This is a genomic window from Candidatus Pantoea communis (assembly GCF_011752685.1).
Taxonomy (GTDB): Bacteria; Pseudomonadota; Gammaproteobacteria; order Enterobacterales; family Enterobacteriaceae; genus Pantoea; species Pantoea communis.
On the sequence record NZ_VWXC01000025.1, the window covers coordinates 35,753 to 58,910 of the forward strand.

Annotated in this window: 36 protein-coding genes; 34 read left to right on the plus strand and 2 right to left on the minus strand. The window is 51.6% G+C overall.

Annotated features, from left to right (window positions below; genetic code table 11):
- Window positions 1-39 precede the first annotated feature (39 nt).
- Window positions 40-1,944 (minus strand): ABC transporter ATP-binding protein, encoded by a 1,905-nt coding sequence (locus tag F3J37_RS24080; protein WP_166936281.1) that lies wholly within the window; start codon window positions 1,942-1,944, stop codon window positions 40-42.
- 115 nt (window positions 1,945-2,059) lie between these two features.
- Here F3J37_RS24080 and kefG point away from each other — a divergent pair, with 115 nt between their 5' ends.
- The 4 genes from kefG to slyD all read left to right on the plus strand — a co-directional run bounded on the left by kefG (window position 2,060) and on the right by slyD (window position 5,402).
- The gene (gene kefG / locus F3J37_RS24085; protein ID WP_166936283.1) at window positions 2,060-2,611 is read left to right on the plus strand and encodes a glutathione-regulated potassium-efflux system ancillary protein KefG; all 552 of its coding nucleotides are present in this window, start codon (window positions 2,060-2,062) and stop codon (window positions 2,609-2,611) included.
- Window positions 2,611-4,413, plus strand: a complete 1,803-nt coding sequence (gene kefB, locus F3J37_RS24090; protein WP_166936284.1) for a glutathione-regulated potassium-efflux system protein KefB — start codon at window positions 2,611-2,613, stop codon at window positions 4,411-4,413. The genes kefG and kefB overlap by 1 nt, the downstream gene beginning before the upstream one ends.
- A 46-nt stretch (window positions 4,414-4,459) precedes the next feature.
- Entirely contained in the window at window positions 4,460-4,654 is a 195-nt protein-coding gene (locus F3J37_RS24095; protein WP_034830784.1) for a YheV family putative zinc ribbon protein, read from the plus strand.
- A gap of 193 nt (window positions 4,655-4,847) precedes the next feature.
- On the plus strand, window positions 4,848-5,402 hold the full coding sequence (gene slyD, locus F3J37_RS24100; RefSeq protein WP_034830781.1) for a peptidylprolyl isomerase: 555 nt from the start codon (window positions 4,848-4,850) through the stop codon (window positions 5,400-5,402).
- Between the two features lie 46 nt (window positions 5,403-5,448).
- On the opposite strand, the gene F3J37_RS24105 is transcribed toward slyD, so the two are convergent.
- A complete protein-coding gene (locus F3J37_RS24105; RefSeq protein WP_034830802.1) occupies window positions 5,449-5,667 on the minus strand; it encodes a SlyX family protein in 219 nt (72 codons plus the stop codon).
- Between the two features lie 279 nt (window positions 5,668-5,946).
- On the opposite strand from F3J37_RS24105, the gene fkpA reads away from it, so the two are divergent.
- From fkpA to rpsE, 30 genes are all read left to right on the plus strand, one after another.
- On the plus strand, window positions 5,947-6,777 hold the full coding sequence (fkpA, locus tag F3J37_RS24110; protein WP_045833796.1) for an FKBP-type peptidyl-prolyl cis-trans isomerase: 831 nt from the start codon (window positions 5,947-5,949) through the stop codon (window positions 6,775-6,777).
- A 267-nt stretch (window positions 6,778-7,044) separates the two neighbouring features.
- Window positions 7,045-7,767, plus strand: coding sequence for a helix-turn-helix transcriptional regulator (locus F3J37_RS24115; protein WP_034830776.1), 723 nt, complete (start codon window positions 7,045-7,047; stop codon window positions 7,765-7,767).
- Entirely contained in the window at window positions 7,767-8,153 is a 387-nt protein-coding gene (gene tusD, locus F3J37_RS24120; protein ID WP_166936286.1) for a sulfurtransferase complex subunit TusD, read from the plus strand. The genes F3J37_RS24115 and tusD overlap by 1 nt, the downstream gene beginning before the upstream one ends.
- On the plus strand, window positions 8,153-8,512 hold the full coding sequence (tusC, locus tag F3J37_RS24125; RefSeq protein WP_034830771.1) for a sulfurtransferase complex subunit TusC: 360 nt from the start codon (window positions 8,153-8,155) through the stop codon (window positions 8,510-8,512). The genes tusD and tusC overlap by 1 nt, the downstream gene beginning before the upstream one ends.
- Window positions 8,513-8,521: 9 nt before the next feature.
- Window positions 8,522-8,809, plus strand: a complete 288-nt coding sequence (gene tusB / locus F3J37_RS24130; protein ID WP_166936288.1) for a sulfurtransferase complex subunit TusB — start codon at window positions 8,522-8,524, stop codon at window positions 8,807-8,809.
- Window positions 8,810-8,935: 126 nt separating this feature from the next.
- Entirely contained in the window at window positions 8,936-9,310 is a 375-nt protein-coding gene (rpsL, locus tag F3J37_RS24135; protein WP_006120575.1) for a 30S ribosomal protein S12, read from the plus strand.
- Window positions 9,311-9,406: 96 nt separating this feature from the next.
- A complete protein-coding gene (gene rpsG / locus F3J37_RS24140; protein WP_007886246.1) occupies window positions 9,407-9,877 on the plus strand; it encodes a 30S ribosomal protein S7 in 471 nt (156 codons plus the stop codon).
- A gap of 93 nt (window positions 9,878-9,970) precedes the next feature.
- Complete coding sequence (gene fusA / locus F3J37_RS24145) at window positions 9,971-12,085, plus strand: elongation factor G (protein ID WP_097119691.1); 2,115 nt, start codon at window positions 9,971-9,973, stop codon at window positions 12,083-12,085.
- 69 nt (window positions 12,086-12,154) lie between these two features.
- Window positions 12,155-13,339, plus strand: a complete 1,185-nt coding sequence (gene tuf / locus F3J37_RS24150) for an elongation factor Tu (protein WP_166936290.1) — start codon at window positions 12,155-12,157, stop codon at window positions 13,337-13,339.
- Between the two features lie 176 nt (window positions 13,340-13,515).
- Entirely contained in the window at window positions 13,516-13,710 is a 195-nt protein-coding gene (gene bfd, locus F3J37_RS24155; RefSeq protein ID WP_034830760.1) for a bacterioferritin-associated ferredoxin, read from the plus strand.
- 104 nt (window positions 13,711-13,814) lie between these two features.
- Window positions 13,815-14,297 (plus strand): bacterioferritin, encoded by a 483-nt coding sequence (gene bfr / locus F3J37_RS24160; RefSeq protein ID WP_034830757.1) that lies wholly within the window; start codon window positions 13,815-13,817, stop codon window positions 14,295-14,297.
- Window positions 14,298-14,620: 323 nt separating this feature from the next.
- Window positions 14,621-14,932: a 30S ribosomal protein S10 gene (gene rpsJ, locus F3J37_RS24165; RefSeq protein WP_006120582.1), complete on the plus strand. Its 312-nt coding sequence runs from the start codon at window positions 14,621-14,623 to the stop codon at window positions 14,930-14,932.
- Window positions 14,933-14,964: 32 nt separating this feature from the next.
- Entirely contained in the window at window positions 14,965-15,591 is a 627-nt protein-coding gene (gene rplC, locus F3J37_RS24170) for a 50S ribosomal protein L3 (protein WP_038644330.1), read from the plus strand.
- 10 nt (window positions 15,592-15,601) lie between these two features.
- Window positions 15,602-16,207 (plus strand): 50S ribosomal protein L4, encoded by a 606-nt coding sequence (gene rplD / locus F3J37_RS24175; RefSeq protein ID WP_034830751.1) that lies wholly within the window; start codon window positions 15,602-15,604, stop codon window positions 16,205-16,207.
- Window positions 16,204-16,506, plus strand: a complete 303-nt coding sequence (rplW, locus tag F3J37_RS24180; protein ID WP_034830749.1) for a 50S ribosomal protein L23 — start codon at window positions 16,204-16,206, stop codon at window positions 16,504-16,506. Before rplD ends, rplW begins: the two co-directional genes overlap by 4 nt.
- Window positions 16,507-16,523: 17 nt before the next feature.
- Window positions 16,524-17,345, plus strand: a complete 822-nt coding sequence (gene rplB / locus F3J37_RS24185) for a 50S ribosomal protein L2 (RefSeq protein ID WP_034830746.1) — start codon at window positions 16,524-16,526, stop codon at window positions 17,343-17,345.
- Window positions 17,346-17,361: 16 nt separating this feature from the next.
- Entirely contained in the window at window positions 17,362-17,640 is a 279-nt protein-coding gene (gene rpsS / locus F3J37_RS24190; RefSeq protein ID WP_001138115.1) for a 30S ribosomal protein S19, read from the plus strand.
- A 13-nt stretch (window positions 17,641-17,653) separates the two neighbouring features.
- Window positions 17,654-17,986, plus strand: a complete 333-nt coding sequence (gene rplV, locus F3J37_RS24195) for a 50S ribosomal protein L22 (RefSeq protein ID WP_007891659.1) — start codon at window positions 17,654-17,656, stop codon at window positions 17,984-17,986.
- Between the two features lie 17 nt (window positions 17,987-18,003).
- A complete protein-coding gene (gene rpsC / locus F3J37_RS24200; protein WP_034830744.1) occupies window positions 18,004-18,702 on the plus strand; it encodes a 30S ribosomal protein S3 in 699 nt (232 codons plus the stop codon).
- A 12-nt stretch (window positions 18,703-18,714) separates the two neighbouring features.
- Window positions 18,715-19,125, plus strand: a complete 411-nt coding sequence (gene rplP, locus F3J37_RS24205; RefSeq protein ID WP_002438716.1) for a 50S ribosomal protein L16 — start codon at window positions 18,715-18,717, stop codon at window positions 19,123-19,125.
- Window positions 19,125-19,313, plus strand: coding sequence for a 50S ribosomal protein L29 (gene rpmC / locus F3J37_RS24210; RefSeq protein WP_034830743.1), 189 nt, complete (start codon window positions 19,125-19,127; stop codon window positions 19,311-19,313). Before rplP ends, rpmC begins: the two co-directional genes overlap by 1 nt.
- The gene (gene rpsQ, locus F3J37_RS24215) at window positions 19,313-19,567 is read left to right on the plus strand and encodes a 30S ribosomal protein S17 (protein WP_008104738.1); all 255 of its coding nucleotides are present in this window, start codon (window positions 19,313-19,315) and stop codon (window positions 19,565-19,567) included. Before rpmC ends, rpsQ begins: the two co-directional genes overlap by 1 nt.
- Before the next feature lie 169 nt (window positions 19,568-19,736).
- Entirely contained in the window at window positions 19,737-20,108 is a 372-nt protein-coding gene (rplN, locus tag F3J37_RS24220) for a 50S ribosomal protein L14 (RefSeq protein WP_006120590.1), read from the plus strand.
- 10 nt (window positions 20,109-20,118) lie between these two features.
- Window positions 20,119-20,433, plus strand: coding sequence for a 50S ribosomal protein L24 (gene rplX / locus F3J37_RS24225; protein ID WP_034830741.1), 315 nt, complete (start codon window positions 20,119-20,121; stop codon window positions 20,431-20,433).
- Window positions 20,434-20,447: 14 nt separating this feature from the next.
- Window positions 20,448-20,987: a 50S ribosomal protein L5 gene (rplE, locus tag F3J37_RS24230; RefSeq protein ID WP_013510763.1), complete on the plus strand. Its 540-nt coding sequence runs from the start codon at window positions 20,448-20,450 to the stop codon at window positions 20,985-20,987.
- Window positions 20,988-21,001: 14 nt separating this feature from the next.
- Window positions 21,002-21,307, plus strand: a complete 306-nt coding sequence (rpsN, locus tag F3J37_RS24235) for a 30S ribosomal protein S14 (RefSeq protein WP_006120592.1) — start codon at window positions 21,002-21,004, stop codon at window positions 21,305-21,307.
- Window positions 21,308-21,339: 32 nt separating this feature from the next.
- Window positions 21,340-21,732 carry a 30S ribosomal protein S8 gene (gene rpsH / locus F3J37_RS24240; protein WP_007891668.1) on the plus strand — a complete coding sequence of 131 codons (393 nt, stop codon included), beginning with the start codon at window positions 21,340-21,342 and terminating at the stop codon, window positions 21,730-21,732.
- Window positions 21,733-21,744: 12 nt separating this feature from the next.
- On the plus strand, window positions 21,745-22,278 hold the full coding sequence (gene rplF / locus F3J37_RS24245) for a 50S ribosomal protein L6 (protein ID WP_034830740.1): 534 nt from the start codon (window positions 21,745-21,747) through the stop codon (window positions 22,276-22,278).
- A 9-nt stretch (window positions 22,279-22,287) separates the two neighbouring features.
- On the plus strand, window positions 22,288-22,641 hold the full coding sequence (gene rplR / locus F3J37_RS24250) for a 50S ribosomal protein L18 (RefSeq protein ID WP_008104733.1): 354 nt from the start codon (window positions 22,288-22,290) through the stop codon (window positions 22,639-22,641).
- Window positions 22,642-22,655: 14 nt separating this feature from the next.
- Window positions 22,656-23,156: a 30S ribosomal protein S5 gene (gene rpsE / locus F3J37_RS24255; protein ID WP_007891679.1), complete on the plus strand. Its 501-nt coding sequence runs from the start codon at window positions 22,656-22,658 to the stop codon at window positions 23,154-23,156.
- The last annotated feature ends 2 nt before the right edge of the window (window positions 23,157-23,158 follow it).

Here is a 23,158-nt window from a genome sequence, read left to right on the forward strand (position 1 = left end):
ACGCGCAATGAATGGCGCCGCTCTGGTTACATACACTGCTTAACTCGCCAGCATTTGCTCCAGTTGTTCCTGAGCATCCAGCCAGGCCATTTCAACGTCTTCCAGCGCCGATTTGCTTTCAGCCTGACGTTGCAGCGCCGAGGTTAAATCGGCCTTACGGCTCTGATCGTAAATTGCACTGTCTGACAGCATCGCTTCCGCTTCGCTGAGCTGGCTCTGCCACTTCGCCATCTGCTTCTCTAACTTCTCGATCTCTTTACGCAACGGCTGAGTTTGCGCGCGCAGTTCAGCATCGCGGCGTTTCTGATCTTTACGAGACTGGGCGCTGTTGGCGTTATCCTGCTTCGGTGCAGCATCCTGCTGGGCTTGCTGCTTTTGCAGATCGCTCAACCACTGCTGGTAATCATCGAGATCGCCTTCAAACACATCGACTTTGCGGTCATGCACCAGATAGAGATCGTCGGTGGTGGATCGCAATAAATGACGGTCATGCGAAACCACCACCAGCGCGCCTTCGAAATCAATCAGCGCTTCGGTCAATGCCTGACGCATGTCGAGATCAAGGTGGTTGGTCGGTTCATCGAGTAGCAGCAGATTTGGACGTTGCCAGACGATCAGTGCCAGCACCAGTCGCGCTTTTTCACCGCCTGAGAAACGTTCAGTGATTTCACTGACTTTATCACCCTGGAAACCGAAGCCGCCCAGATAATCACGCAGCTGTTGTTCCAGCGTTTGTGGCGCAATGCGGGCCAGATGCTGCAATGGCGATTCATCGGCGCGCAGGTATTCAAGTTGATGCTGAGCGAAGTAGCCAAGCTTGATGCCTTTTGCCAGGCCAACTTTGCCATCCAGCGCTTCAATTTCACCGGCCAGCAGTTTGATCAGCGTTGATTTACCCGCACCGTTACGGCCGAGTAGACCGATGCGTGAACCCGGTACCAGATTCAGTTTGATGGCATCAAGAATGATGCGTTCGCCATAACCCGCCGTGACTTTCTCCATTTTCAGTAATGGATTGGGCAGGCTCTCTGGTGCGCGGAAGCTGAAGCTGAACGGGTTATCGACGTGAGCCGGGGCAATTAACTCCATGCGCTCCAGCATCTTGATACGGCTCTGCGCCTGTTTGGCTTTAGTGGCCTGGGCGCGGAAGCGATCGATGTACTTTTGCAGGTGCTGTACTTTTTCCTGCTGGCTCTGGAACAACGCCTGCTGCTGCGCCAGTTTGGCGACGCGCTGGCGCTCGAACGAGCTGTAGTTGCCGGTGTATTCGAACATCGTTTGCTGTTCGATATGAATGATTTTATCCACCACCGGATCAAGGAAGTCACGGTCATGCGAGATGAGGATCAGCGTGCCTTCATAGCTTTTCAACCAGCGCTCTAGCCAGATAACAGCGTCAAGATCAAGGTGGTTAGTCGGTTCATCAAGTAGCAGCAGATCGGATCGGCACACCAGCGCTTGCGCAAGGTTAAGGCGCATGCGCCAGCCACCGGAGAAATCACTCACCGGCCGCATTAATTGTTCCTGGCTAAAGCCCAATCCGTGCAGCAGGCTGGAGGCGCGAGCATGTATGCTCCACGCCTGAATTGCATCCAGCTTGCCATGCAGCAGAGCGATGGCGTTGCCGTCATCCCTGGCGTTGGCATCAGCTAATTCGGATTCAAGCTGACGATATTCGCGGTCGCCGTCGATAACATATTCCAGCGCGGCTTTAGTGAGGGCCGGGGTTTCCTGGTTCACCCATGCCAGCGCCCAGTTACCTGGAAAAGTGAAATTGCCTGCATCACTGCTAATTTCGCCCTTCAGTAGCGACAGCAGCGTGGATTTTCCACAGCCGTTCTTACCCACCAAACCGACTTTTTGGCCGGGATTAATGGTGGCTGTTGCGTTGTCCAGCAGCACGTTAGTGCCGCGGCGTATTTGTAATGCGGAAAAGACAATCATAAGCGCCGTATCGTCAGAATATGTTAATTTATCGGCAACATAATTCAATAATGGTTAGTTGCGTCGAGCATGGTAGCGGAATTCCGTTGCGGTGACGACGCTTTGGAGGGGAACGATGTCGCAGCCACCCAAAATTTTGCTGCTTTACGCCCATCCGGAAACACAGGATTCGATTGCTAATCGGGTTTTGCTGCAGTCGGCTATGGAACTGGACCACGTCACGGTGCACGATTTATACGCCCACTATCCGGATTTTTTCATTGATATTCATTACGAGCAGCAGCTGTTGCGCGAACACCAAATCATCGTTTTCCAGCATCCGTTGTATACCTATAGCTGCCCGGCTTTGCTGAAAGAGTGGCTGGATCGCGTGTTGTCGCGTGGGTTTGCCAGCGGCCAGGACGGGAATGCGCTGGAGGGCAAGTACTGGCGCAGCGTGGTGACCACCGGAGAACCGGAAACCGCGTATCACCATAACGGCCTGAATCGTTATCCGATGAGCGACATCATGCGTCCGTTTGAGCTGACGGCGCAGATGTGTCGTATGCACTGGATGACGCCGATGGTGATCTATTGGGCTCGCCGCCAGACACCGGAAGTGATGCGCAATTATGCGCGCGCCTACCGCGATTGGCTCTCTTCACCCTTGCCGCAGGGAGTGGTGTGATGGAAGGACAAACGTTACTCACTGCCGGAGTGATTTATCTGGTGGCCGCTGTGGTTGTGGTGCCGATTGCGGCCCGACTTGGCATTGGTGCCGTGCTGGGTTATCTGGTGGCAGGCATTGCCATCGGGCCGTGGGGGCTAGGCTTTATCAGCGACGTTGATGAGATTCTGCACTTCTCCGAACTCGGCGTGGTGTTCCTGATGTTCATCATCGGGCTGGAGTTAAATCCCGCCAAGCTCTGGGCGTTAAGACGTTCAATCTTTGGCGTGGGCGCTGCGCAAGTATTGGTTTCTGCGGCAATTCTTGGTGTGCTGTTGTGGCTAACCAACTTTAGCTGGCAGGCCGCGGTGATCGGCGGGATTGGCCTGGCAATGTCTTCGACGGCTATGGCACTGCAATTGATGCGCGATAAAGGCATGAATCGCAGTGAAGCGGGTCAGCTCGGCTTCTCGGTGCTGCTGTTCCAGGATCTGGCCGTCATTCCCGCATTAGCACTTGTGCCGTTGCTGGCCGGAGGGGACAGCGGTCATGTTGACTGGCTGAAAGTCGGCATGAAGGTGCTGGCGTTTGCCGGCATGCTGGTGGGTGGCCGTTATCTGCTGCGTCCGATTTTCCGCTTTATCGCCGCTTCCGGTGTGCGTGAAGTGTTCACGGCGGCTTCATTATTACTGGTGCTGGGCTCGGCGCTGTTTATGGATATGCTAGGGCTGTCGATGGCCCTCGGCACCTTTATCGCCGGGATCCTGCTGGCCGAGAGTGAATATCGGCACGAGCTGGAAGTGGCGATCGAACCCTTCAAAGGGTTGCTGCTCGGGCTGTTCTTTATTTCCGTCGGCATGGCGCTGAATTTGGGCGTGCTCTATACCCATATCGCGGAGATTATCCTTGGCGTAGTGATTCTCGTGGCGGTCAAGACGCTAGTGCTCTATGTGCTGGGCCGTATTTATGGTTTGCGCAGTTCCGAGCGCCTGCAGTTTGCCGGGGTGCTTAGCCAGGGCGGTGAATTTGCTTTTGTGCTGTTTTCAGCGGCCTCGTCGGCCAAACTGTTTAGCGGCGATCAATTACCACTGTTGCTGGTGACGGTGACGCTGTCGATGATGACCACACCGCTGTTGATGCAGGGGGTGGATAAAATTCTCGCACGTCGGTTCAATGAGCCCGATGATGACAATGAGAAGCCGTTTGTCGAAGATGATCAGCCGCAGGTCATTGTGGTTGGCTTTGGTCGTTTTGGTCAGGTGGTGGGCCGCTTGCTGATGGCTAACAATAAGCGTATTACGGTGCTGGAGCGTGACATCTCGGCTGTCAGCCTGATGCGTAAATATGGCTATAAGGTTTACTACGGCGATGCCACTGAGCTTGAGTTACTGCGTGCTGCCGGTGCGGAGAATGCACAATCCATTGTGATTACCTGCAATGATCCGGAAGATTCGATGTCCATCGTTCACCTTTGCCAGCAGCACTTCCCGCAGCTGGAAATTCTGGCGCGTGCGCGTGGCCGTGTGGAAGCCCATGAATTACTGCAAGCGGGCGTGACGTTGTTCTCGCGTGAAACCTTCTCAAGTGCGCTGGAGTTGGGGCGCAAGACGCTGATTTCACTCGGCATGCATCCGCATCAGGCGCAACGCGCGCAACAGCATTTCCGCCGACTCGATATGCGCATGCTACGTGAACTGGTGCCAAGTCACGATGATAATGCGCAGGCCTCACGTGTGCGTGAAGCTCGTCGTGAGTTAGAAGACATCTTCCAGCGCGAAATGCAGCATGAAAAACGTCAGATCGACGGTTGGGATGACGAGTAGGACTACACTTAACATATCCGTTGCTTAATAGCGGGCAGGAAAGAGTATGCGTAAACGTTTTATTGCTGGTGCGGTATGTCCGCAATGTCAGGAAAAAGACACGCTGGCGTTATGGCGTGAAAACAATGTCGAAGTGGTGGAGTGCGTGCAGTGCGGCCATCAAATGCGTGAAGCGGATAAACAAGTTCGCGATAAGGTGCGCAGCAATGAGCAAGTGATCGGCATTTTTCATCCTGAGTAGCAGAATGGCGCAGCTTTTTTTAAGCTTAAACTTACAGCGGGATTGAATTCCGCTACAATCGGCGCCATTAACGCTGAGCAGTATGCAGCAACACATTTGTTGGCATCCTCAGTCTTGAACCTTTCTGGTTGGTTATTGCACGCAAAATAGACCAATGAGACGGGATCTCAGTTCTCAACGGTTAGGAGATATCATGAAAGTAGCAAAAGACCTGGTGGTGAGCCTGGCGTATCAGGTTCGTACCGAAGACGGTGTGTTGGTTGACGAGTCACCGGTGAGTGCACCGTTGGACTATCTGCACGGTCATGGTTCCCTGATTTCTGGTCTGGAAAAAGCGCTGGAAAATCACGCGGTTGGCGATAAGTTTGATGTGCATATTCCGGCAAACGACGCTTACGGTCAGTACGATGACAACCTGGTGCAGCGTGTACCAAAAGACGTGTTCATGGGCGTCGACGAACTGCAGGTTGGCATGCGCTTCCTGGCAGAAACCGATCAGGGTCCAGTGCCGGTTGAAATCACTGAAGTGGAAGACGAGCACGTTGTGGTTGATGGTAACCACATGCTGGCGGGTCAGAACCTGAACTTCAACGTGGAAGTGGTAGCGATCCGTGAAGCAACGGAAGAAGAAATCGCACACGGCCATGTACATGGTGCAGATGGTCATCATCATGACCACGATCACGACCATGGTCACGATCACGGCCAGGGCGGTTGTGGTACTGGCGGTTGCGGTTGCAGCCACTAAGTTCTGCATTGAACAACAAAAGGCCACCTTCAGGTGGCCTTTTGCTTTAATAGTGCGGTGGTGGCGTCTCTTCGGACTGCGAAGCAATCGGTGAAGGTGTCGCTGCTTTCACTTTATCCACTAATAAACGTACCTGTTCGCGCATACGACTCATCTCCAGTTCATGTTGAGTCACCGTCAGATTGAGCTGATCGATGGTGTGCTCCTGAAATGCCAGTTTGCTCTCCAGCGCCTCAAGGCGTTGTTCCCACTCTTCATGCTGCATCATTTCTTCTCCTGTCACGGTGCTGCGCCTGGCGCGTATCGGGCGTGATTCTACGGTCTTTAGCGGCAGAATCACCCGATTTTTAACCTTTATGGGGCTTTGCGGTTGAAATCAGCGCTAATGCCTTCATCTCTGGTGAAACTTCCTGATGCAAAAAAGGTCGGATGTTAAGCGGGTAATTACGTTGTGGGAGTGTTCGCCGCTGCCACGTAAAGTTATAGTGTGGGCCACTGTCCGCAATGATTCCCGAGGTTTAGATGCTTCGGTTTTGGAGAAAGGATGAAATCACTGTTTAAAGTCACATTGTTAGCTACCACCATGGCCATTGCGCTGAATGCACCGCTGGCAATGGCAGCTGAAACCGCTGCGGCTCCGGCTGACGCTGCTCAGGCAGCACCGCAGGCACCGAAAAATGCTGCCTTCAAAAACGAAGACCAGCAGTCAGCTTATGCGCTGGGTGCTTCTTTGGGTCGCTACATGGACAACTCTCTGAAGGAACAAGAGAAACTGGGCATCAAACTGGACAAAGATCAGTTGATCGCAGGTGTTCAGGATGCATTCGGTGGCAAGAGCAAACTGTCTGATCAAGAGATCGAGCAGACACTGCAAGCCTTCGAAGGCCGCGTGAAAGGCGCTGCACAGGCGAAGATGGAAAAAGACGCGAAAGAGAACTCTGACAAGGGTGCCGCTTACGCTGATAAATTCGCCAAAGAAAAAGGCGTGAAGAAAACTGAATCTGGCTTGCTGTATCAGGTTGAGAAAGAAGGCACCGGTGACGCACCTAAAGACAGCGACACCGTCGTCGTGAACTATAAAGGTACGCTGATCGACGGTACCGAGTTCGATAACTCTTACACCCGTGGCGAGCCACTGTCATTCCGTCTCGACGGCGTGATCCCAGGCTGGACCGAAGGTCTGAAGCACGTGAAGAAAGGCGGCAAGATCAAGCTGGTGATCCCACCGAACCTGGCTTACGGCAAAAATGGCGTTCCGGGCATTCCGGCCAACTCAACGCTGGTATTTGATGTTGAGCTGCTGGATATCAAGCCAGCGCCAAAAGCGGATGAGAAAGCACAGGCTCCGGCCGCTGCTGATAAGAAAGCGCAGTAATCTGCTTGCGCTTCTGACGCCGCCTCCGGGCGGCGTTTTTATTTGTCCGCCAGACTTGAGCTGCGCTGGCTATGCTCGCCATCCTCACTCATGCTCAGGGCTGAACCAATATGCCGTCTTGCAGCAACCCAAATTGTTTAGGGGAATGAGTAAAGCTCTGGCTAAACACCCCGACATTTGCCAGACTAGCGCCTGCACAACTATCACAATATGAGTCTGCCCCAAAGCTGTCGAGACAGGCTCCAGCCATTTAGGGTAATGTCTTCGATGTCTAATCCATTCAATCCCGGTGAACTGACTGACTTCGATTTACTGGAGCAACGTCCGTTCGAGCAAGCCGATTACGATATTCTCAAATCTTACGAAGCCGTCGTTGATGGCCTCGCGATGCTGATCGGCTCGCACTGCGAAATCGTGCTGCACTCGCTGGAAGATTTGAAATGCTCCGCCGTGCGCATCGCCAACGGTGAACATACCGGCCGCAAAGTGGGCTCACCGATTACCGATTTGGCATTGCGCATGCTGCACGATATGCATGGCGCCGACAGCAATGTGTCCCGCGCATACTTCACGCGCGCTAAGAGCGGCGTGTTGATGAAATCGGTCACCATCGCGATTCGCAATCGCCAGCAGCGCGTGATTGGCCTGCTGTGTATCAACATGAACCTCGATGTACCGTTCTCGCAGATTATGTCGACCTTTATGCCGCCGGAAATGCAGCAGGTAGATTCCAACGTCAACTTTGCCAGCTCAGTCGAAGACCTGGTGATGCAAACGCTGGAATTTACCATTGAGGAAGTGAGCAACGACCGCAATGTGTCGAACAACGCCAAGAATCGCCAGATTGTGCTCAACCTGTACGAGAAGGGAATTTTTGATATCAAGGATGCGATTAACCAGGTGGCCGATCGTCTCAATATTTCCAAACACACGGTTTACCTCTACATCCGCCAGTTCAAAAGTGGAGACTTCCAGGGGCAGGATCGCTAATGCGTTATACCTTGCTGGTAACGGGGCCAGCATACGGTACGCAGCATGCCAGTAGTGCATTGCTGTTCGCTCGTGCGTTGCTCAAAGCAGGGCATCAGCTGGAAAGTGTTTTCTTTTATAGAGAAGGCGTGCTGAATGCCAATCAGCTCACATCACCTGCCAGCGATGAAGTCGATGTGGTGCGTGCATGGCAGCAACTGCGCGAAGAGAGTGGTGCCGCGCTAAATATTTGCGTGGCTGCCGCATTGCGCCGTGGCGTGACGGATGAGCAGGAAGCGACGCGCTTGCAACTGGCGGGCAGTAATTTGCAGCCTGGTTTTGAACTGAGCGGCTTAGGTGCGCTGGCAGAAGCCGCGTTGAGCTGTGATCGTTTGGTGCAATTCTGATGAATCGTGTGGCATTTCTATTCACTCAGGCACCCCACGGCAGCAGCGCTGGCAGAGAAGGGCTGGATGCGGTGCTGGCCACTGGCGCGCTCAGCGAAGACATTGGACTGTTCTTTATTGGCGATGGCGTGCTGCAACTGCAACGCGCACAGCAGCCTGAGCAGATTTTGGCTCGCAACTATATCGCGACGTTTGGCGTGCTCGATCTCTACGACATCGACCAGTGTTTCGCCTGCCGAGAGTCACTTGATGCGCGCGGGCAAAGCCTGACGGCTGAACGCGTGATGACGGCTGAAGTGCTGGATGCCGCGACACTGCGCCAGAAACTCGCCACTTATCATCGAATCCTTCGTTTCTGAGAATCCAACATGCTCTACACGCTGCTGCAATCACCCTGGCAATGCGATATCGATAGCCTGTTACTGCTGATGCAGGAGGGCGACGACTTGCTGCTAATGCAGGATGGCGTCACGGCCGCGCTTGAGGGCAGCCAGATGCTCATCAAGCTGCAAGCCTCTCCGGCCGCGCTTTGGGTTCTTGAGGAAGATGTGGTCGCTCGTGGGTTGGTTGAGCAAATTTCGACCAAAGTAGCACGTTTGGACTATACTGGTTTCGTTGCGATGACGGTGAAGCACCAACAACAAGTGGCCTGGTAGCAAGGAAAACCTGGTTATTTCTTGACACCCTTTTGACACAGCCCTAAAATTCTGCCTCCTCGTAGTAATACGAGGCGATTTATTACGTGTTTACGAAGCAAAAAGCTAAATCCCAGGAGCTATTTAATGGCAACAGTTAACCAGCTGGTTCGCAAACCACGCGTACGCAAAGTTGCAAAGAGCAACGTGCCTGCGCTGGAAGCTTGCCCGCAGAAACGTGGTGTTTGTACTCGTGTGTACACCACTACCCCTAAAAAACCAAACTCAGCACTGCGTAAAGTTTGCCGTGTGCGTTTGACTAACGGTTTTGAAGTTACCTCCTACATCGGCGGTGAAGGTCATAACCTCCAGGAACACTCAGTGATCCTGATCCGTGGCGGTCGTGTTAAAGACTTGCCAGGTGTGCGTTACCACACCGTTCGCGGCGCGCTTGACTGCTCAGGTGTTAAAGACCGTAAGCAGTCACGCTCCAAGTACGGCGTGAAGAAGCCAAAGGCTTAATGGTTCTCCGTTAAGTAAGGCCAAACATTTTCACTTTAATGTCAAAATAAACTCGTAGAGTTTTGGACAATCCTGAATTAACAACGGAGTATTTCCATGCCACGTCGTCGCGTTATTGGTCAGCGTAAAATCCTGCCAGATCCTAAGTTCGGATCAGAATTGCTGGCTAAATTTGTAAACATTCTGATGGTTGATGGTAAAAAATCTACCGCAGAATCTATCGTCTACACCGCACTTGATACCCTGGCTCAACGTGCTGGTAAAGACGGTCTGGAAGCTTTTGAAGTTGCACTCGAAAACGTACGTCCGACTGTAGAAGTTAAGTCACGTCGCGTTGGTGGTTCAACCTACCAGGTTCCAGTTGAAGTCCGTCCGGTTCGTCGTAATGCTCTGGCAATGCGTTGGATCGTTGAAGCTGCTCGTAAACGCGGTGATAAATCAATGGCTCTTCGCCTGGCGAACGAACTTTCTGACGCTGCAGAGAACAAAGGTACTGCAGTTAAGAAACGTGAAGACGTTCACCGTATGGCTGAAGCCAACAAGGCGTTCGCACACTACCGCTGGTAACAGCAACGTAGTTGTTATTAACCCAGCGGGCGTCCCAGTGGCTTACCTGCTGGGCTTTTTTAACTTAGAACGTCTCAGAATCAGAGGAATCAAATGGCTCGTAAAACACCCATTGAGCGCTATCGTAACATCGGTATCAGTGCTCACATCGACGCCGGTAAAACTACCACTACCGAACGTGTTCTGTTCTACACCGGTGTAAACCACAAGATCGGTGAAGTGCATGACGGCGCCGCAACCATGGACTGGATGGAGCAGGAACAGGAACGTGGTATTACCATCACTTCCGCTGCAACCACCTGTTACTGGTCAGGCATGGCTAAGCAGTTCGAGCCACACCACGTCAACATCATTGACACCCCGGGACACGTTGACTTCACCATCGAAGTTGAGCGTTCTATGCGTGTGCTTGATGGCGCAGTAATGGTTTACTGTGCGGTTGGTGGTGTTCAGCCACAGTCTGAAACCGTATGGCGCCAGGCTAACAAATATAAAGTTCCACGCATCGCGTTCGTTAACAAAATGGACCGCATGGGTGCTAACTTCCTGAAAGTTGTTGATCAGATGAAAACGCGCCTGGGTGCAAACCCGGTTCCGCTTCAGCTGGCAATCGGCGCAGAAGAGAAATTCACCGGTGTTGTTGACCTGGTGAAAATGAAAGCCATCAACTGGAACGATGAAGATCAGGGCGTTACCTTCGTTTACGAAGATATCCCAGCTGATATGCAGGAACTGGCTGATGAATGGCGTGCGAATCTGGTTGAAGCCGCTGCAGAAGGTTCTGATGAGCTGATGGAGAAATTCTTCGGCGGTGAAGAGCTGACTGAAGAAGAGATCAAAACTTCTCTGCGTAAGCGCGTGCTGAAAAACGAAATCATCCTGGTTACCTGTGGTTCTGCATTTAAGAACAAAGGTGTTCAGGCGATGCTGGATGCGGTAGTTGAATACCTGCCAGCACCGACTGACGTTACCGCGATCAACGGTATGCTGGACGACGGTAAAGACACGCCGGCTGAGCGTCATTCTGACGACAACGAGCCGTTTGCTGCTCTGGCGTTCAAAATCGCAACCGACCCGTTTGTGGGTAACCTGACCTTCTTCCGCGTTTACTCTGGTGTTGTTAACACCGGTGACACCGTGTTCAACCCGGTTAAGTCAAACCGTGAGCGTCTGGGCCGTATCGTTCAGATGCACGCAAACAAACGTGAAGAGATCAAAGAAGTTCGTGCGGGCGACATCGCAGCTGCGATCGGCCTGAAAGATGTGACCACTGGTGACACCCTGTGTGATCCAGAAAATGTCATCATTCTTGAGCGCATGGAATTCCCAGAGCCAGTAATCTCTATCGCCGTTGAGCCGAAAACCAAAGCTGACCAGGAAAAAATGGGTCTGGCTCTGGGTCGTCTGGCAAAAGAGGATCCATCTTTCCGCGTATGGACTGATGAAGAATCTAACCAGACCATCATCGCGGGTATGGGTGAGCTGCACCTCGACATCATCGTTGACCGTATGAAGCGTGAGTTCAACGTTGAAGCGAACGTCGGTAAACCACAGGTTGCTTATCGCGAAGCGATTCGTTCTAAAGTTACCGATGTTGAAGGTAAACACGCTAAGCAGTCTGGTGGTCGTGGTCAGTACGGTCATGTTGTTATCGACATGTACCCACTGGAGCCGGGTTCTAACCCTAAAGGTTACGAATTCGTCAACGACATCAAGGGTGGTGTGATTCCAACTGAATACATCCCTGCGGTTGATAAAGGTATCCAGGAGCAGCTGAAGTCTGGTCCACTGGCCGGTTACCCGGTAGTAGATCTGGGTGTTCGTCTGCACTTCGGTTCTTACCATGACGTTGACTCCTCTGAGCTGGCGTTTAAACTGGCCGCTTCTTTAGCCTTCAAAGATGGCTTTAAGAAAGCACAGCCCGTTCTGCTTGAGCCGATCATGAAGGTTGAAGTAGAGACTCCGGAAGAGAACACCGGTGACGTTATCGGTGACCTTAGCCGTCGTCGTGGTATGCTCAAAGGACAGGAATCTAACGCTACTGGCGTTCAGATCCATGCTGAAGTTCCACTGTCTGAAATGTTCGGATATGCAACCCAGCTGCGTTCTCTGACCAAAGGCCGTGCTTCTTACTCCATGGAGTTCCTGAAGTACGATGATGCGCCGAACAACGTCGCTCAGGCCGTTATTGAAGCTCGTAGCAAATAAGCTACGGTTTAAAAATTGTGAACTGATGCCTTCATGACTCATGAAGGCACAACGTAAGGAATTATCGCCATGGCGAAAGAGCAATTTCAGCGTAACAAACTGCACGTAAACGTTGGCACCATCGGTCACGTTGACCATGGTAAAACCACTCTGACTGCAGCTATCACCACCGTTCTGGCTAAAACCTACGGCGGCTCTGCTAAAGCGTTCGATCAGATCGATAACGCACCAGAAGAGAAAGCTCGTGGTATCACCATCAACACTTCACACGTTGAATATGAAACCCCAACTCGCCACTACGCGCACGTTGACTGCCCAGGCCACGCCGACTATGTGAAAAACATGATCACCGGTGCTGCGCAGATGGACGGCGCGATCCTGGTTGTTGCTGCGACTGATGGCCCAATGCCACAGACCCGTGAGCACATCCTGCTGGGTCGTCAGGTTGGCGTTCCTTACATCATCGTGTTCCTGAACAAGTGCGACATGGTTGATGATGAAGAGCTGCTGGAACTGGTAGAGATGGAAGTTCGCGATCTGCTGTCAGCTTACGACTTCCCAGGCGACGATACTCCAATCGTACGCGGTTCTGCTCTGCAGGCACTGAACGGTGTTGCTGAGTGGGAAGAGAAGATCATTGAGCTGGCTGGTCACCTGGATAACTACATCCCAGAGCCAGTACGTGCAATCGACCTGCCGTTCCTGCTGCCAATCGAAGACGTATTCTCAATCTCAGGCCGTGGTACTGTTGTAACCGGTCGTGTTGAGCGCGGTATCGTTAAAGTGGGCGACGAAGTTGAAATCGTTGGTATCAAAGCGACTGCTAAGTCTACCTGTACTGGCGTTGAAATGTTCCGTAAGCTGCTGGACCAGGGTCAGGCGGGTGAAAACTGTGGTGTTCTGCTGCGCGGTATCAAGCGTGAAGACATCCAGCGTGGTCAGGTACTGGCTAAGCCAGGCACCATCAAGCCACACACCAAGTTCGTATCAGAAGTATACGTACTGTCTAAAGACGAAGGCGGCCGTCATACTCCGTTCTTCAAAGGCTACCGTCCACAGTTCTACTTCCGTACTACTGACGTGACTGGTAACATTGAGCTGCCAGAAGGCGTTGAGATGGTAATGCCAGGCGACAACGTGAAAATGACCGTTGAGCTGATCCACCCAATCGCGATGGACCAGGGTCTGCGTTTCGCAATCCGTGAAGGCGGCCGTACTGTTGGTGCGGGCGTTGTTGCTGAAGTTCTCGCTTAATTGCGTTAATGTCGGTGGTTGCTTAGTTAGCCACCGCAGCACGAAAGAGAGCACTTCGGTGCTCTTTTTTTTGCCTGAAATTCACCGCTCAAGCCAATCCCACACAAAAGCTACGTTTGAAATAAAAACCATTCTCATTTACACTTTGATCAGAATTTGTACTGGAGTCGCAGTAAATGTACGTCTGTCTGTGTAATGCCGTGAGTGACAAAACCCTCCGTGAAGTAGTGCGTCGCTATCAGCCCAAATCGATCCAACATCTTCGTCAACTGGTTCCTATCGGAAAACAGTGTGGTAAGTGCATCCGTTTTGCGCGCGAGATTATGGATGATGAGCTGCAGAAGGTACCGCTGTACAAAGAAATCGCTTAGGTCGACTCGACAGCCTCTGGCAATAACCACAAAAACAGTCCTGTTTTTTTGACTTCTTTTTATCCGCATCTACGATCTATTTACCTGGAAGCGGAGGAAGCAAAATGAAGGGCGACAGTAAAATCATAACTCATCTCAATAAACTGCTGGGGAATGAACTGGTTGCGATTAATCAGTACTTTCTTCATGCACGTATGTTCAAAAACTGGGGGCTTATTCGCCTCAACGATGTCGAGTATCACGAATCCATCGATGAAATGAAGCATGCGGACAAATACATCGAGCGCATTCTTTTCCTTGAAGGGATTCCAAATTTGCAGGATCTCGGCCGGTTGCGTATTGGTGAAGATGTCCCGGAAATGTTGCAATCCGATCTGACGTTGGAGTTAGAAGGGGCGAAGGATTTACGTGAAGCGATTGCCTATGCCGACAAGGTGCATGATTACGTCAGCCGCGACATGATGATTGAGATTCTGGGTGAGGAAGAGCATCACATTGACTGGCTGGAAACAGAACTCGACCTGATTCAAAAACTCGGTTTGCAGAATTACCTGCAGGCGCAATTAAAAGAAGAAAGCACAGACTAAAACCCTTTCGTTGTAGCAATGTCACAGAGCCTGTAGGGGGAAATATCGAGCCCCATACAGGCTTTTTCGTATTTAGTCCGCAATTGATGTGGTTAAAAACGCATCACGGGTTGCTTCCTGAACTGATTTGCGTATAATGCGCGGGCCTGCCGATATTGGTATGGCGCGATTCGAGCAGAATCGCAGGTGATAGCAAGCTATGTATCACCTGACAATACTCCCGATTGGGGAGTTATATGCTGAACGATTACACTCCTCCATCAATCGTAATGGGTGTGGGTAGTAATTCTTTTCGTTTATAAAATGTTTGGAGCCTTGGTCTCATGTCGAACCAAAGAATCCGTATCCGTCTTAAAGCGTTTGATCATCGCCTGATCGATCAATCAACCGCGGAAATCGTTGAGACTGCCAAGCGCACTGGTGCGCAGGTACGTGGTCCGATCCCGCTGCCAACTCGCAAAGAGCGTTTCACCGTTCTGATCTCTCCGCACGTTAACAAAGACGCGCGCGATCAGTACGAGATCCGTACTCACAAGCGTCTGGTAGACATCGTTGAGCCAACTGAAAAAACCGTTGATGCACTGATGCGTCTGGATCTGGCTGCCGGTGTTGACGTGCAGATCAGCCTGGGTTAATCAGGTCATCGAGCGATTGAGAGGTTGATACAATGATTGGTTTAGTCGGTAAAAAAGTGGGCATGACTCGCATCTTCACTGAAGATGGCGTTTCAATCCCAGTAACCGTAATCGAAGTTGAAGCAAACCGCGTTACTCAGGTCAAAGGCCTGGAAAACGACGGTTACCAGGCTATCCAGGTGACCACCGGTGCTAAAAAAGCAAACCGTGTGAGCAAGCCGGAAGCAGGTCATTTTGCTAAAGCTGGCGTTGAAGCTGGCCGTGGTCTGTGGGAATTCCGCACCGAAGGTGAAGAGTACTCAGTAGGCCAGAGCATCAGTGTTGAAATTTTCGCTGACGTTAAAAAAGTAGACGTTACCGGTACCTCTAAAGGTAAAGGTTTCGCAGGTACCGTTAAGCGCTGGAACTTCCGTACCCAGGACGCTACACACGGTAACTCCTTGTCTCACCGCGTTCCGGGTTCTATCGGTCAGAACCAGACTCCGGGCAAAGTGTTCAAAGGCAAGAAAATGGCTGGTCAACTGGGTAACGAACGCGTAACCGTTCAGAGCCTGGAAGTGGTACGTGTTGACGCTGAGCGCAACCTGCTGCTGGTCAAAGGTGCTGTCCCGGGTGCAACCGGCAGCGACCTGATTGTTAAACCAGCTGTGAAGGCGTAAGGGGATAGCAATGGAATTAGTACTGAAAGACGCGCAGAGCGCGCTGACTGTTTCCGAAACTACCTTCGGTCGTGATTTCAACGAAGCGCTGGTTCACCAGGTTGTTGTTGCTTATGCCGCTGGTGCTCGTCAGGGTACTCGTGCGCAGAAAACTCGTGCTGAAGTAACTGGTTCAGGCAAAAAGCCTTGGCGCCAGAAAGGTACCGGCCGTGCGCGTTCAGGTTCTGTAAAGAGCCCGATCTGGCGTTCAGGTGGCGTGACCTTCGCTGCGCGTCCACAGGACCACAGTCAAAAAGTTAACAAGAAGATGTACCGCGGCGCGCTGAAAAGCATCCTGTCCGAACTGGTACGTCAGGACCGTCTGATCGTTGTCGAGACGTTCTCTGTAGAAGCGCCTAAAACTAAGCTGCTGGCACAGAAACTGAAAGACATGGCGCTGGAAGACGTGCTGATCATCACCGGTGAACTGGATGAGAATCTGTTCCTGGCTGCGCGTAACCTGTACAAGGTTGACGTGCGTGATGCAGCAGGTATCGACCCAGTTAGCCTGATCGCCTTCGACAAAGTCGTTATGACTGCGGAAGCAGTTAAGCAAGTTGAGGAGATGCTGGCATGATCCGTGAAGAACGTCTGCTGAAAGTCGTACGTGCACCGCACGTATCTGAAAAAGCATCTACTGCGATGGAAAAAAGCAATACCATCGTTCTCAAAGTTGCTAAAGACGCGACCAAAGCAGAGATCGTTGCTGCTGTTGAGAAGCTGTTCGAAGTTGAAGTTAAAGACGTAAACACCCTGGTTGTTAAGGGTAAAGTTAAGCGTCACGGACAGCGTATCGGTCGTCGTAGCGACTGGAAAAAAGCTTACGTCACCCTGAAGGAAGGCCAGAATCTGGACTTCGTCGGCGGCGCTGAGTAAGTCGGAGGAGAAAGACAATGGCAGTTGTTAAATGTAAACCGACATCTCCGGGTCGTCGTCACGTAGTTAAAGTGGTGAACCCAGAGCTGCACAAGGGCAAACCTTTTGCTCCGCTGTTAGAAAAAAACAGCAAATCCGGTGGTCGTAACAACAATGGTCGTATCACTACCCGTCATATCGGTGGTGGTCACAAGCAGGCTTACCGTATTGTTGACTTCAAACGCAACAAAGATGGTATCCCAGCAGTTGTTGAGCGTCTTGAGTACGATCCGAACCGTTCTGCGAACATCGCACTGGTTCTGTACAAAGATGGCGAGCGCCGTTACATCCTGGCCCCTAAAGGCCTGAAAGCTGGTGATCAGGTTCAATCTGGCGTTGATGCTGCGATTAAAGCAGGTAACACCCTGCCAATGCGTAACATCCCGGTGGGTTCTACCGTTCACAACGTAGAAATGAAACCAGGCAAAGGCGGTCAGATTGCTCGCTCAGCTGGTACTTACGTGCAGATCGTTGCGCGTGATGGTTCCTACGTAACCCTGCGTCTGCGTTCAGGCGAAATGCGTAAAGTCGAAATCGACTGCCGCGCAACCCTGGGCGAAGTCGGTAACGCTGAGCACATGCTGCGCGTTCTGGGTAAAGCTGGTGCAACCCGTTGGCGTGGTGTTCGTCCTACCGTTCGCGGTACTGCGATGAACCCAGTTGATCACCCGCACGGTGGTGGTGAAGGTCGTAACTTTGGTAAGCACCCGGTAACTCCGTGGGGCGTTCAGACCAAAGGTAAGAAGACCCGTAGCAACAAGCGTACTGATAAATTTATCGTACGTCGCCGTAGCAAATAATTTTAGAGGATAAGCCATGCCACGTTCTCTCAAGAAAGGTCCTTTTATTGACCTGCACTTGCTGAAGAAGGTAGAGAAAGCGGTGGAAAGCGGTGACAAGAAGCCCCTGCGCACTTGGTCCCGTCGTTCAACGATCTTCCCTAACATGATCGGTTTGACCATCGCTGTCCATAATGGTCGTCAGCACGTTCCTGTCTTTGTATCCGACGAAATGGTCGGCCACAAACTGGGTGAATTTGCACCGACACGTACTTATCGCGGCCATGCTGCAGATAAGAAAGCCAAGAAGAAATAAGTAGGAGGAAGAGATGGAAACTATTGCTCAACATCGCCATGCTCGTTCTTCTGCTCAGAAGGTCCGCCTTGTTGCTGACCTGATTCGCGGTAAGAAAGTGTCGCAGGCTCTGGATATTCTGACCTACACCAACAAGAAAGCTGCTGTGTTGGTTAAGAAAGTCCTGGAATCTGCCATTGCGAACGCCGAACACAACGATGGCGCTGATATCGACGATCTGAAAGTCGCGAAAATCTTCGTAGACGAAGGCCCAAGCATGAAGCGCATTATGCCGCGTGCGAAAGGTCGTGCAGATCGCATCCTGAAGCGCACCAGCCACATTACTGTGGTTGTGTCCGATCGCTGAGACTCTGGAGACTAGCAATGGGTCAGAAAGTACATCCTAATGGTATTCGCCTGGGTATTGTAAAACCATGGAACTCTACCTGGTTTGCGAACACCAAAGAATTCGCTGACAACCTGGACAGCGATTTTAAAGTACGTCAGTTCCTGACTAAGGAACTGGCTAAAGCGTCTGTATCTCGTATCGTTATCGAGCGTCCGGCTAAGAGCATCCGTGTGACCATTCACACCGCTCGCCCGGGTATCGTTATCGGTAAGAAAGGTGAAGACGTAGAAAAACTGCGCACGGTCGTAGCGAAAATCGCTGGCGTTCCTGCACAGATCAATATCGCCGAAGTCCGTAAACCGGAACTGGACGCTAAATTGGTTGCTGATAGCATCACTTCACAGCTGGAGCGTCGTGTGATGTTCCGTCGTGCGATGAAGCGTGCTGTTCAGAACGCAATGCGTCTGGGCGCGAAGGGTATTAAAGTCGAAGTTAGCGGCCGTTTGGGCGGAGCCGAGATCGCACGTACCGAATGGTACCGTGAAGGTCGCGTGCCACTGCACACTCTGCGTGCAGACATTGACTACAACACCTCTGAAGCGCACACCACTTATGGTGTAATCGGCGTTAAGGTATGGATCTTCAAAGGTGAGATCCTGGGTGGTATGGCTGCTGTTGAACAACCGGAACCGGCTGCTCAACCTAAAAAGCAGCAGCGTAAAGGCCGTAAGTAAGGAGAGTCGCTGATGTTACAACCAAAGCGTACGAAATTCCGTAAAGTGCACAAAGGCCGCAACCGTGGTCTGGCGCAGGGTACGGATGTCAGCTTCGGTACTTTCGGTCTGAAAGCTGTTGGCCGTGGTCGTCTGACTGCTCGTCAGATCGAAGCAGCACGTCGTGCTATGACCCGTGCAGTTAAGCGTCAAGGTAAGATCTGGATCCGTGTATTCCCGGACAAACCGATCACCGAGAAGCCGCTTGAAGTGCGTATGGGTAAAGGTAAGGGTAACGTGGAGTATTGGGTTGCCCTGATCCAACCGGGTAAAGTCCTGTATGAAATGGACGGTGTTCCGGAAGAGCTTGCCCGTGAAGCATTCAAGCTGGCAGCAGCAAAACTGCCTATCAAAACCACCTTTGTTACTAAGACGGTGATGTAATGAAAGCAAATGAGCTGCGTGAAAAAAGCGTTGAAGAGCTGAACGCTGAGCTTCTTAACCTGCTGCGTGAGCAATTCAACCTGCGCATGCAGGCAGCATCCGGCCAGCTGCAGCAGACCCATCTGCTGAAGCAAGTGCGTCGTAATGTTGCACGTGTTAAGACTTTACTGACTGAGAAGGCGGCGTAATGACCGATAAAATCCGTACTCTGCAGGGTCGTGTAATTAGTGACAAAATGCAGAAATCTGCAGTAGTTGCTATCGAACGTGTCGTGAAACACCCGATCTACGGTAAGTTCATCAAGCGTACGACTAAGCTGCACATCCATGACGAGAACAACGAATGTGGAATCGGTGACGTGGTAGAAATCCGCGAAACCCGTCCACTGTCTAAGACTAAGTCTTGGGCGCTGGTTCGCGTTGTAGAGAAAGCGGTTCTGTAATAGAATCCGCTTCCTCTAAAAAATAAAATGAACGGCTCGTCTGAGCCGTTCATTTTTTCTACCCATCTGCGAGAACCGGTGTTATAATGCCGCGCCCTCAATTATGGGGCTTTTTAACGACCTGAGGTTTGGGTCCCGAAGTAGTAGTTGACATTAGCGGAGCACTAAAATGATCCAAGAACAGACTATGCTGAACGTCGCCGACAACTCCGGTGCACGTCGCGTAATGTGTATCAAGGTTCTGGGTGGCTCGCACCGTCGCTACGCAGGCGTCGGCGACATCATTAAAGTTACCATCAAGGAAGCAATTCCTCGCGGTAAAGTTAAGAAAGGTGATGTCCTGAAGGCGGTAGTGGTGCGCACCAGGAAGGGTGTTCGTCGCCCGGACGGTTCTGTCATTCGCTTCGATGGTAATGCATGCGTTATTTTAAACAATAACAGCGAGCAGCCTATCGGTACGCGTATTTTTGGGCCGGTAACTCGTGAACTTCGTACTGAAAAGTTCATGAAAATTATCTCTCTGGCACCAGAAGTACTCTAAGGAGCGAGCAATGGCAGCGAAAATCCGTCGTAACGACGAAGTTATCGTGATTACCGGTAAAGATAAAGGTAAGCGCGGTAAAGTAAAGAATGTCCTGACTTCTGGTAAGGTCATCGTTGAAGGTATCAACCTGGTTAAGAAACATCAGAAGCCTGTTCCGGCTCTGAACCAACCAGGCGGCATCGTTGAAAAAGAAGCTGCTATTCAGGTTTCTAACGTTGCAATCTTCAATGCGGCAACCGGCAAGGCTGACCGTGTAGGCTTTAGATTCGAAGAAGGCAAAAAAGTCCGTTTCTTCAAGTCTAATAGCGAAACTATCAAGTAATTTGGAGTAGTACGATGGCGAAACTGCATGATTACTACAAAGACGAAGTAGTCCAGAAACTCATGACTGAGTTCGGCTACAATTCTGTCATGCAAGTCCCTCGGGTCGAGAAGATCACCCTGAACATGGGTGTTGGTGAAGCGATCGCTGACAAGAAACTGCTGGATAACGCAGCAGCTGACCTGGCAGCAATCTCCGGTCAAAAACCGTTGATCACCAAAGCACGCAAATCAGTTGCAGGCTTCAAAATCCGTCAGGGCTATCCGATCGGCTGTAAAGTAACTCTGCGCGGCGAGCGCATGTGGGAGTTCTTTGAGCGCCTGATCACTATTGCTGTACCACGTATTCGTGACTTCCGCGGCTTGTCTGCTAAGTCTTTCGATGGTCGCGGTAACTACAGCATGGGCGTTCGTGAGCAGATCATCTTCCCAGAAATCGATTATGACAAAGTCGATCGCGTTCGTGGTTTGGATATTACCATTACCACTACTGCGAAATCTGATGATGAAGGCCGTGCTCTGCTGGCTGCCTTTGACTTCCCGTTCCGCAAGTAAGGTAGGGTTACTTAATGGCTAAGCAATCGATGAAAGCACGCGAAGTAAAGCGTGTGAAATTAGCAGACAAGTTCTTCGCTAAGCGCGCAGAACTGAAAGCGATCATTTCTGATGTGAACGCATCCGACGAAGATCGTTGGGATGCCGTTCTCAAGCTGCAGAGTCTGCCGCGTGATTCCAGCCCTTCCCGTCAGCGTAACCGCTGCCGTCAGACAGGTCGTCCGCACGGTTTCCTGCGGAAGTTTGGGTTGAGCCGTATCAAGGTCCGTGAAGCCGCAATGCGCGGTGAAATCCCGGGTCTGAAAAAGGCTAGCTGGTAATTGTCACCATTTGAATCACGGGAGTAACACAGATGAGCATGCAAGATCCGATCGCGGATATGCTGACCCGTATCCGTAACGGTCAGGCCGCGAACAAAGTTGCGGTCTCTATGCCTTCCTCCAAGCTGAAAGTGGCAATTGCCAACGTGCTGAAGGAAGAAGGCTACATTGAAGATTTTAAAATCGAAGGCGACATCAAGTCTGAGCTGGAAGTTACTTTAAAGTATTTCCAGGGCAAGGCTGTGGTAGAGAGCATTCAGCGTGTTAGCCGTCCAGGTCTGCGCATCTATAAGAAAAAAGATGAGCTGCCAAAAGTAATGGCTGGTCTGGGCATCGCTGTAATCTCTACCTCTAAAGGTGTCATGACTGATCGTGCAGCGCGCCAGGCTGGTCTTGGTGGCGAAATTATCTGCTACGTAGCGTAATCGGAGGATAAAATGTCTCGTGTTGCAAAAGCACCTGTCGTTGTTCCTGCGGGCGTAGAGGTAAAACTCAACGGTCAGGAAGTTTCGATCAAAGGCAAAAACGGCGAGCTGACTCGTACTATCAACAGTGCTGTAGAAGTTAAGCATGCAGACAACGCCCTGACTTTCGCTCCACGCGAAGGCTTCTCGGACGCTTGGGCACAGGCAGGTACTGCTCGTGCGCTGCTGAACGGCATGGTTATCGGTGTTACCGAAGGCTTCACCAAGAAGCTGCAACTGGTTGGTGTTGGTTATCGTGCAGCTGTTAAAGGCAACTCTGTGAGCTTGGCCCTGGGCTTCTCTCACCCTGTTGACCATGCACTGCCGGCCGGCATCACTGCTGAATGTCCAACTCAGACTGAAATCGTGCTGAAAGGCGCTGATAAACAGCTGATTGGTCAGGTTGCAGCGGATCTGCGCGCCTACCGTCGTCCTGAGCCTTACAAAGGCAAGGGTGTTCGTTACGCCGACGAAGTCGTGCGTACCAAAGAGGCTAAGAAGAAGTAAGGTAACACTATGGATAAGAAATCTGCTCGTATCCGTCGTGCGACCCGTGCACGTCGCAAGCTCAAAGAGCTGGGTGCTACTCGCCTGGTGGTACATCGTACCCCGCGTCATATTTACGCACAGGTGATCGCCCCGAACGGTTCCGAAGTTCTGGTTGCTGCTTCTACTGTAGAAAAAGCTATTGCCGAACAACTGAAGTACACCGGTAACAAAGACGCTGCTGCAGCTGTAGGTAAAGCTCTGGCTGAGCGCGCTGTCGAGAAAGGCATTACTAATGTTTCTTTCGACCGTTCCGGGTTCCAATATCATGGTCGTGTCCAGGCACTGGCAGATGCTGCCCGTGAAGCTGGCCTTCAGTTCTAAGGTAGAGGTCTAAGATGTCAAACATCGAGAAACAAGCTGGCGAACTGCAGGAAAAACTGATCGCGGTAAACCGTGTATCTAAAACTGTAAAAGGTGGTCGTATTTTCTCCTTCACCGCACTGACTGTAGTGGGTGATGGTAACGGCCGCGTTGGTTTTGGTTACGGTAAAGCGCGTGAAGTTCCAGCAGCGATCCAGAAAGCGATGGAAAAAGCCCGTCGCAACATGATTAACGTCGCGCTGACTCACGGCACCCTGCAGCACCCTGTTAAAGGTGCTCACACGGGTTCTCGTGTGTTCATGCAGCCAGCTTCTGAAGGTACCGGTATCATCGCCGGCGGTGCAATGCGCGCTGTTTTAGAAGTTGCTGGAGTGCATAACGTTCTGGCTAAAGCGTATGGTTCTACTAACCCGATTAACGTGGTTCGTGCAACTATCGATGGCCTGGGCAATATGAATTCTCCAGAAATGGTCGCTGCCAAGCGTGGTAAATCCGTTGAAGAAATTCTGGGGTAATC

Excerpts from the sequence above, each read along its gene's own strand:
- rplN (WP_006120590.1), top strand. The coding sequence starts at position 19,737 with ATGATCCAAGAACAGACTATGCTGAACGTCGCCGACAACTCCGGTGCA.
- rpsE (WP_007891679.1), top strand. The coding sequence starts at position 22,656 with ATGTCAAACATCGAGAAACAAGCTGGCGAACTGCAGGAAAAACTGATC.
- F3J37_RS24080 (WP_166936281.1), bottom strand. The coding sequence starts at position 1,944 with ATGATTGTCTTTTCCGCATTACAAATACGCCGCGGCACTAACGTGCTG.
- rplR (WP_008104733.1), top strand. The coding sequence starts at position 22,288 with ATGGATAAGAAATCTGCTCGTATCCGTCGTGCGACCCGTGCACGTCGC.
- rpsJ (WP_006120582.1), top strand. The coding sequence starts at position 14,621 with ATGTCGAACCAAAGAATCCGTATCCGTCTTAAAGCGTTTGATCATCGC.
- rplB (WP_034830746.1), top strand. The coding sequence starts at position 16,524 with ATGGCAGTTGTTAAATGTAAACCGACATCTCCGGGTCGTCGTCACGTA.
- fkpA (WP_045833796.1), top strand. The coding sequence starts at position 5,947 with ATGAAATCACTGTTTAAAGTCACATTGTTAGCTACCACCATGGCCATT.
- rpsS (WP_001138115.1), top strand. The coding sequence starts at position 17,362 with ATGCCACGTTCTCTCAAGAAAGGTCCTTTTATTGACCTGCACTTGCTG.
- rplF (WP_034830740.1), top strand. The coding sequence starts at position 21,745 with ATGTCTCGTGTTGCAAAAGCACCTGTCGTTGTTCCTGCGGGCGTAGAG.
- kefG (WP_166936283.1), top strand. The coding sequence starts at position 2,060 with ATGTCGCAGCCACCCAAAATTTTGCTGCTTTACGCCCATCCGGAAACA.
- rplX (WP_034830741.1), top strand. The coding sequence starts at position 20,119 with ATGGCAGCGAAAATCCGTCGTAACGACGAAGTTATCGTGATTACCGGT.
- rplW (WP_034830749.1), top strand. The coding sequence starts at position 16,204 with ATGATCCGTGAAGAACGTCTGCTGAAAGTCGTACGTGCACCGCACGTA.
- tusD (WP_166936286.1), top strand. The coding sequence starts at position 7,767 with ATGCGTTATACCTTGCTGGTAACGGGGCCAGCATACGGTACGCAGCAT.
- tuf (WP_166936290.1), top strand. The coding sequence starts at position 12,155 with ATGGCGAAAGAGCAATTTCAGCGTAACAAACTGCACGTAAACGTTGGC.
- slyD (WP_034830781.1), top strand. The coding sequence starts at position 4,848 with ATGAAAGTAGCAAAAGACCTGGTGGTGAGCCTGGCGTATCAGGTTCGT.
- rpsL (WP_006120575.1), top strand. The coding sequence starts at position 8,936 with ATGGCAACAGTTAACCAGCTGGTTCGCAAACCACGCGTACGCAAAGTT.
- rpsC (WP_034830744.1), top strand. The coding sequence starts at position 18,004 with ATGGGTCAGAAAGTACATCCTAATGGTATTCGCCTGGGTATTGTAAAA.
- rplV (WP_007891659.1), top strand. The coding sequence starts at position 17,654 with ATGGAAACTATTGCTCAACATCGCCATGCTCGTTCTTCTGCTCAGAAG.
- rpsG (WP_007886246.1), top strand. The coding sequence starts at position 9,407 with ATGCCACGTCGTCGCGTTATTGGTCAGCGTAAAATCCTGCCAGATCCT.
- F3J37_RS24105 (WP_034830802.1), bottom strand. The coding sequence starts at position 5,667 with ATGCAGCATGAAGAGTGGGAACAACGCCTTGAGGCGCTGGAGAGCAAA.
- F3J37_RS24095 (WP_034830784.1), top strand. The coding sequence starts at position 4,460 with ATGCGTAAACGTTTTATTGCTGGTGCGGTATGTCCGCAATGTCAGGAA.
- tusB (WP_166936288.1), top strand. The coding sequence starts at position 8,522 with ATGCTCTACACGCTGCTGCAATCACCCTGGCAATGCGATATCGATAGC.
- bfr (WP_034830757.1), top strand. The coding sequence starts at position 13,815 with ATGAAGGGCGACAGTAAAATCATAACTCATCTCAATAAACTGCTGGGG.
- rpsN (WP_006120592.1), top strand. The coding sequence starts at position 21,002 with ATGGCTAAGCAATCGATGAAAGCACGCGAAGTAAAGCGTGTGAAATTA.
- rplD (WP_034830751.1), top strand. The coding sequence starts at position 15,602 with ATGGAATTAGTACTGAAAGACGCGCAGAGCGCGCTGACTGTTTCCGAA.
- kefB (WP_166936284.1), top strand. The coding sequence starts at position 2,611 with ATGGAAGGACAAACGTTACTCACTGCCGGAGTGATTTATCTGGTGGCC.
- F3J37_RS24115 (WP_034830776.1), top strand. The coding sequence starts at position 7,045 with ATGTCTAATCCATTCAATCCCGGTGAACTGACTGACTTCGATTTACTG.
- rplE (WP_013510763.1), top strand. The coding sequence starts at position 20,448 with ATGGCGAAACTGCATGATTACTACAAAGACGAAGTAGTCCAGAAACTC.
- fusA (WP_097119691.1), top strand. The coding sequence starts at position 9,971 with ATGGCTCGTAAAACACCCATTGAGCGCTATCGTAACATCGGTATCAGT.
- rplC (WP_038644330.1), top strand. The coding sequence starts at position 14,965 with ATGATTGGTTTAGTCGGTAAAAAAGTGGGCATGACTCGCATCTTCACT.
- rpmC (WP_034830743.1), top strand. The coding sequence starts at position 19,125 with ATGAAAGCAAATGAGCTGCGTGAAAAAAGCGTTGAAGAGCTGAACGCT.
- rpsQ (WP_008104738.1), top strand. The coding sequence starts at position 19,313 with ATGACCGATAAAATCCGTACTCTGCAGGGTCGTGTAATTAGTGACAAA.
- tusC (WP_034830771.1), top strand. The coding sequence starts at position 8,153 with ATGAATCGTGTGGCATTTCTATTCACTCAGGCACCCCACGGCAGCAGC.
- rplP (WP_002438716.1), top strand. The coding sequence starts at position 18,715 with ATGTTACAACCAAAGCGTACGAAATTCCGTAAAGTGCACAAAGGCCGC.
- bfd (WP_034830760.1), top strand. The coding sequence starts at position 13,516 with ATGTACGTCTGTCTGTGTAATGCCGTGAGTGACAAAACCCTCCGTGAA.
- rpsH (WP_007891668.1), top strand. The coding sequence starts at position 21,340 with ATGAGCATGCAAGATCCGATCGCGGATATGCTGACCCGTATCCGTAAC.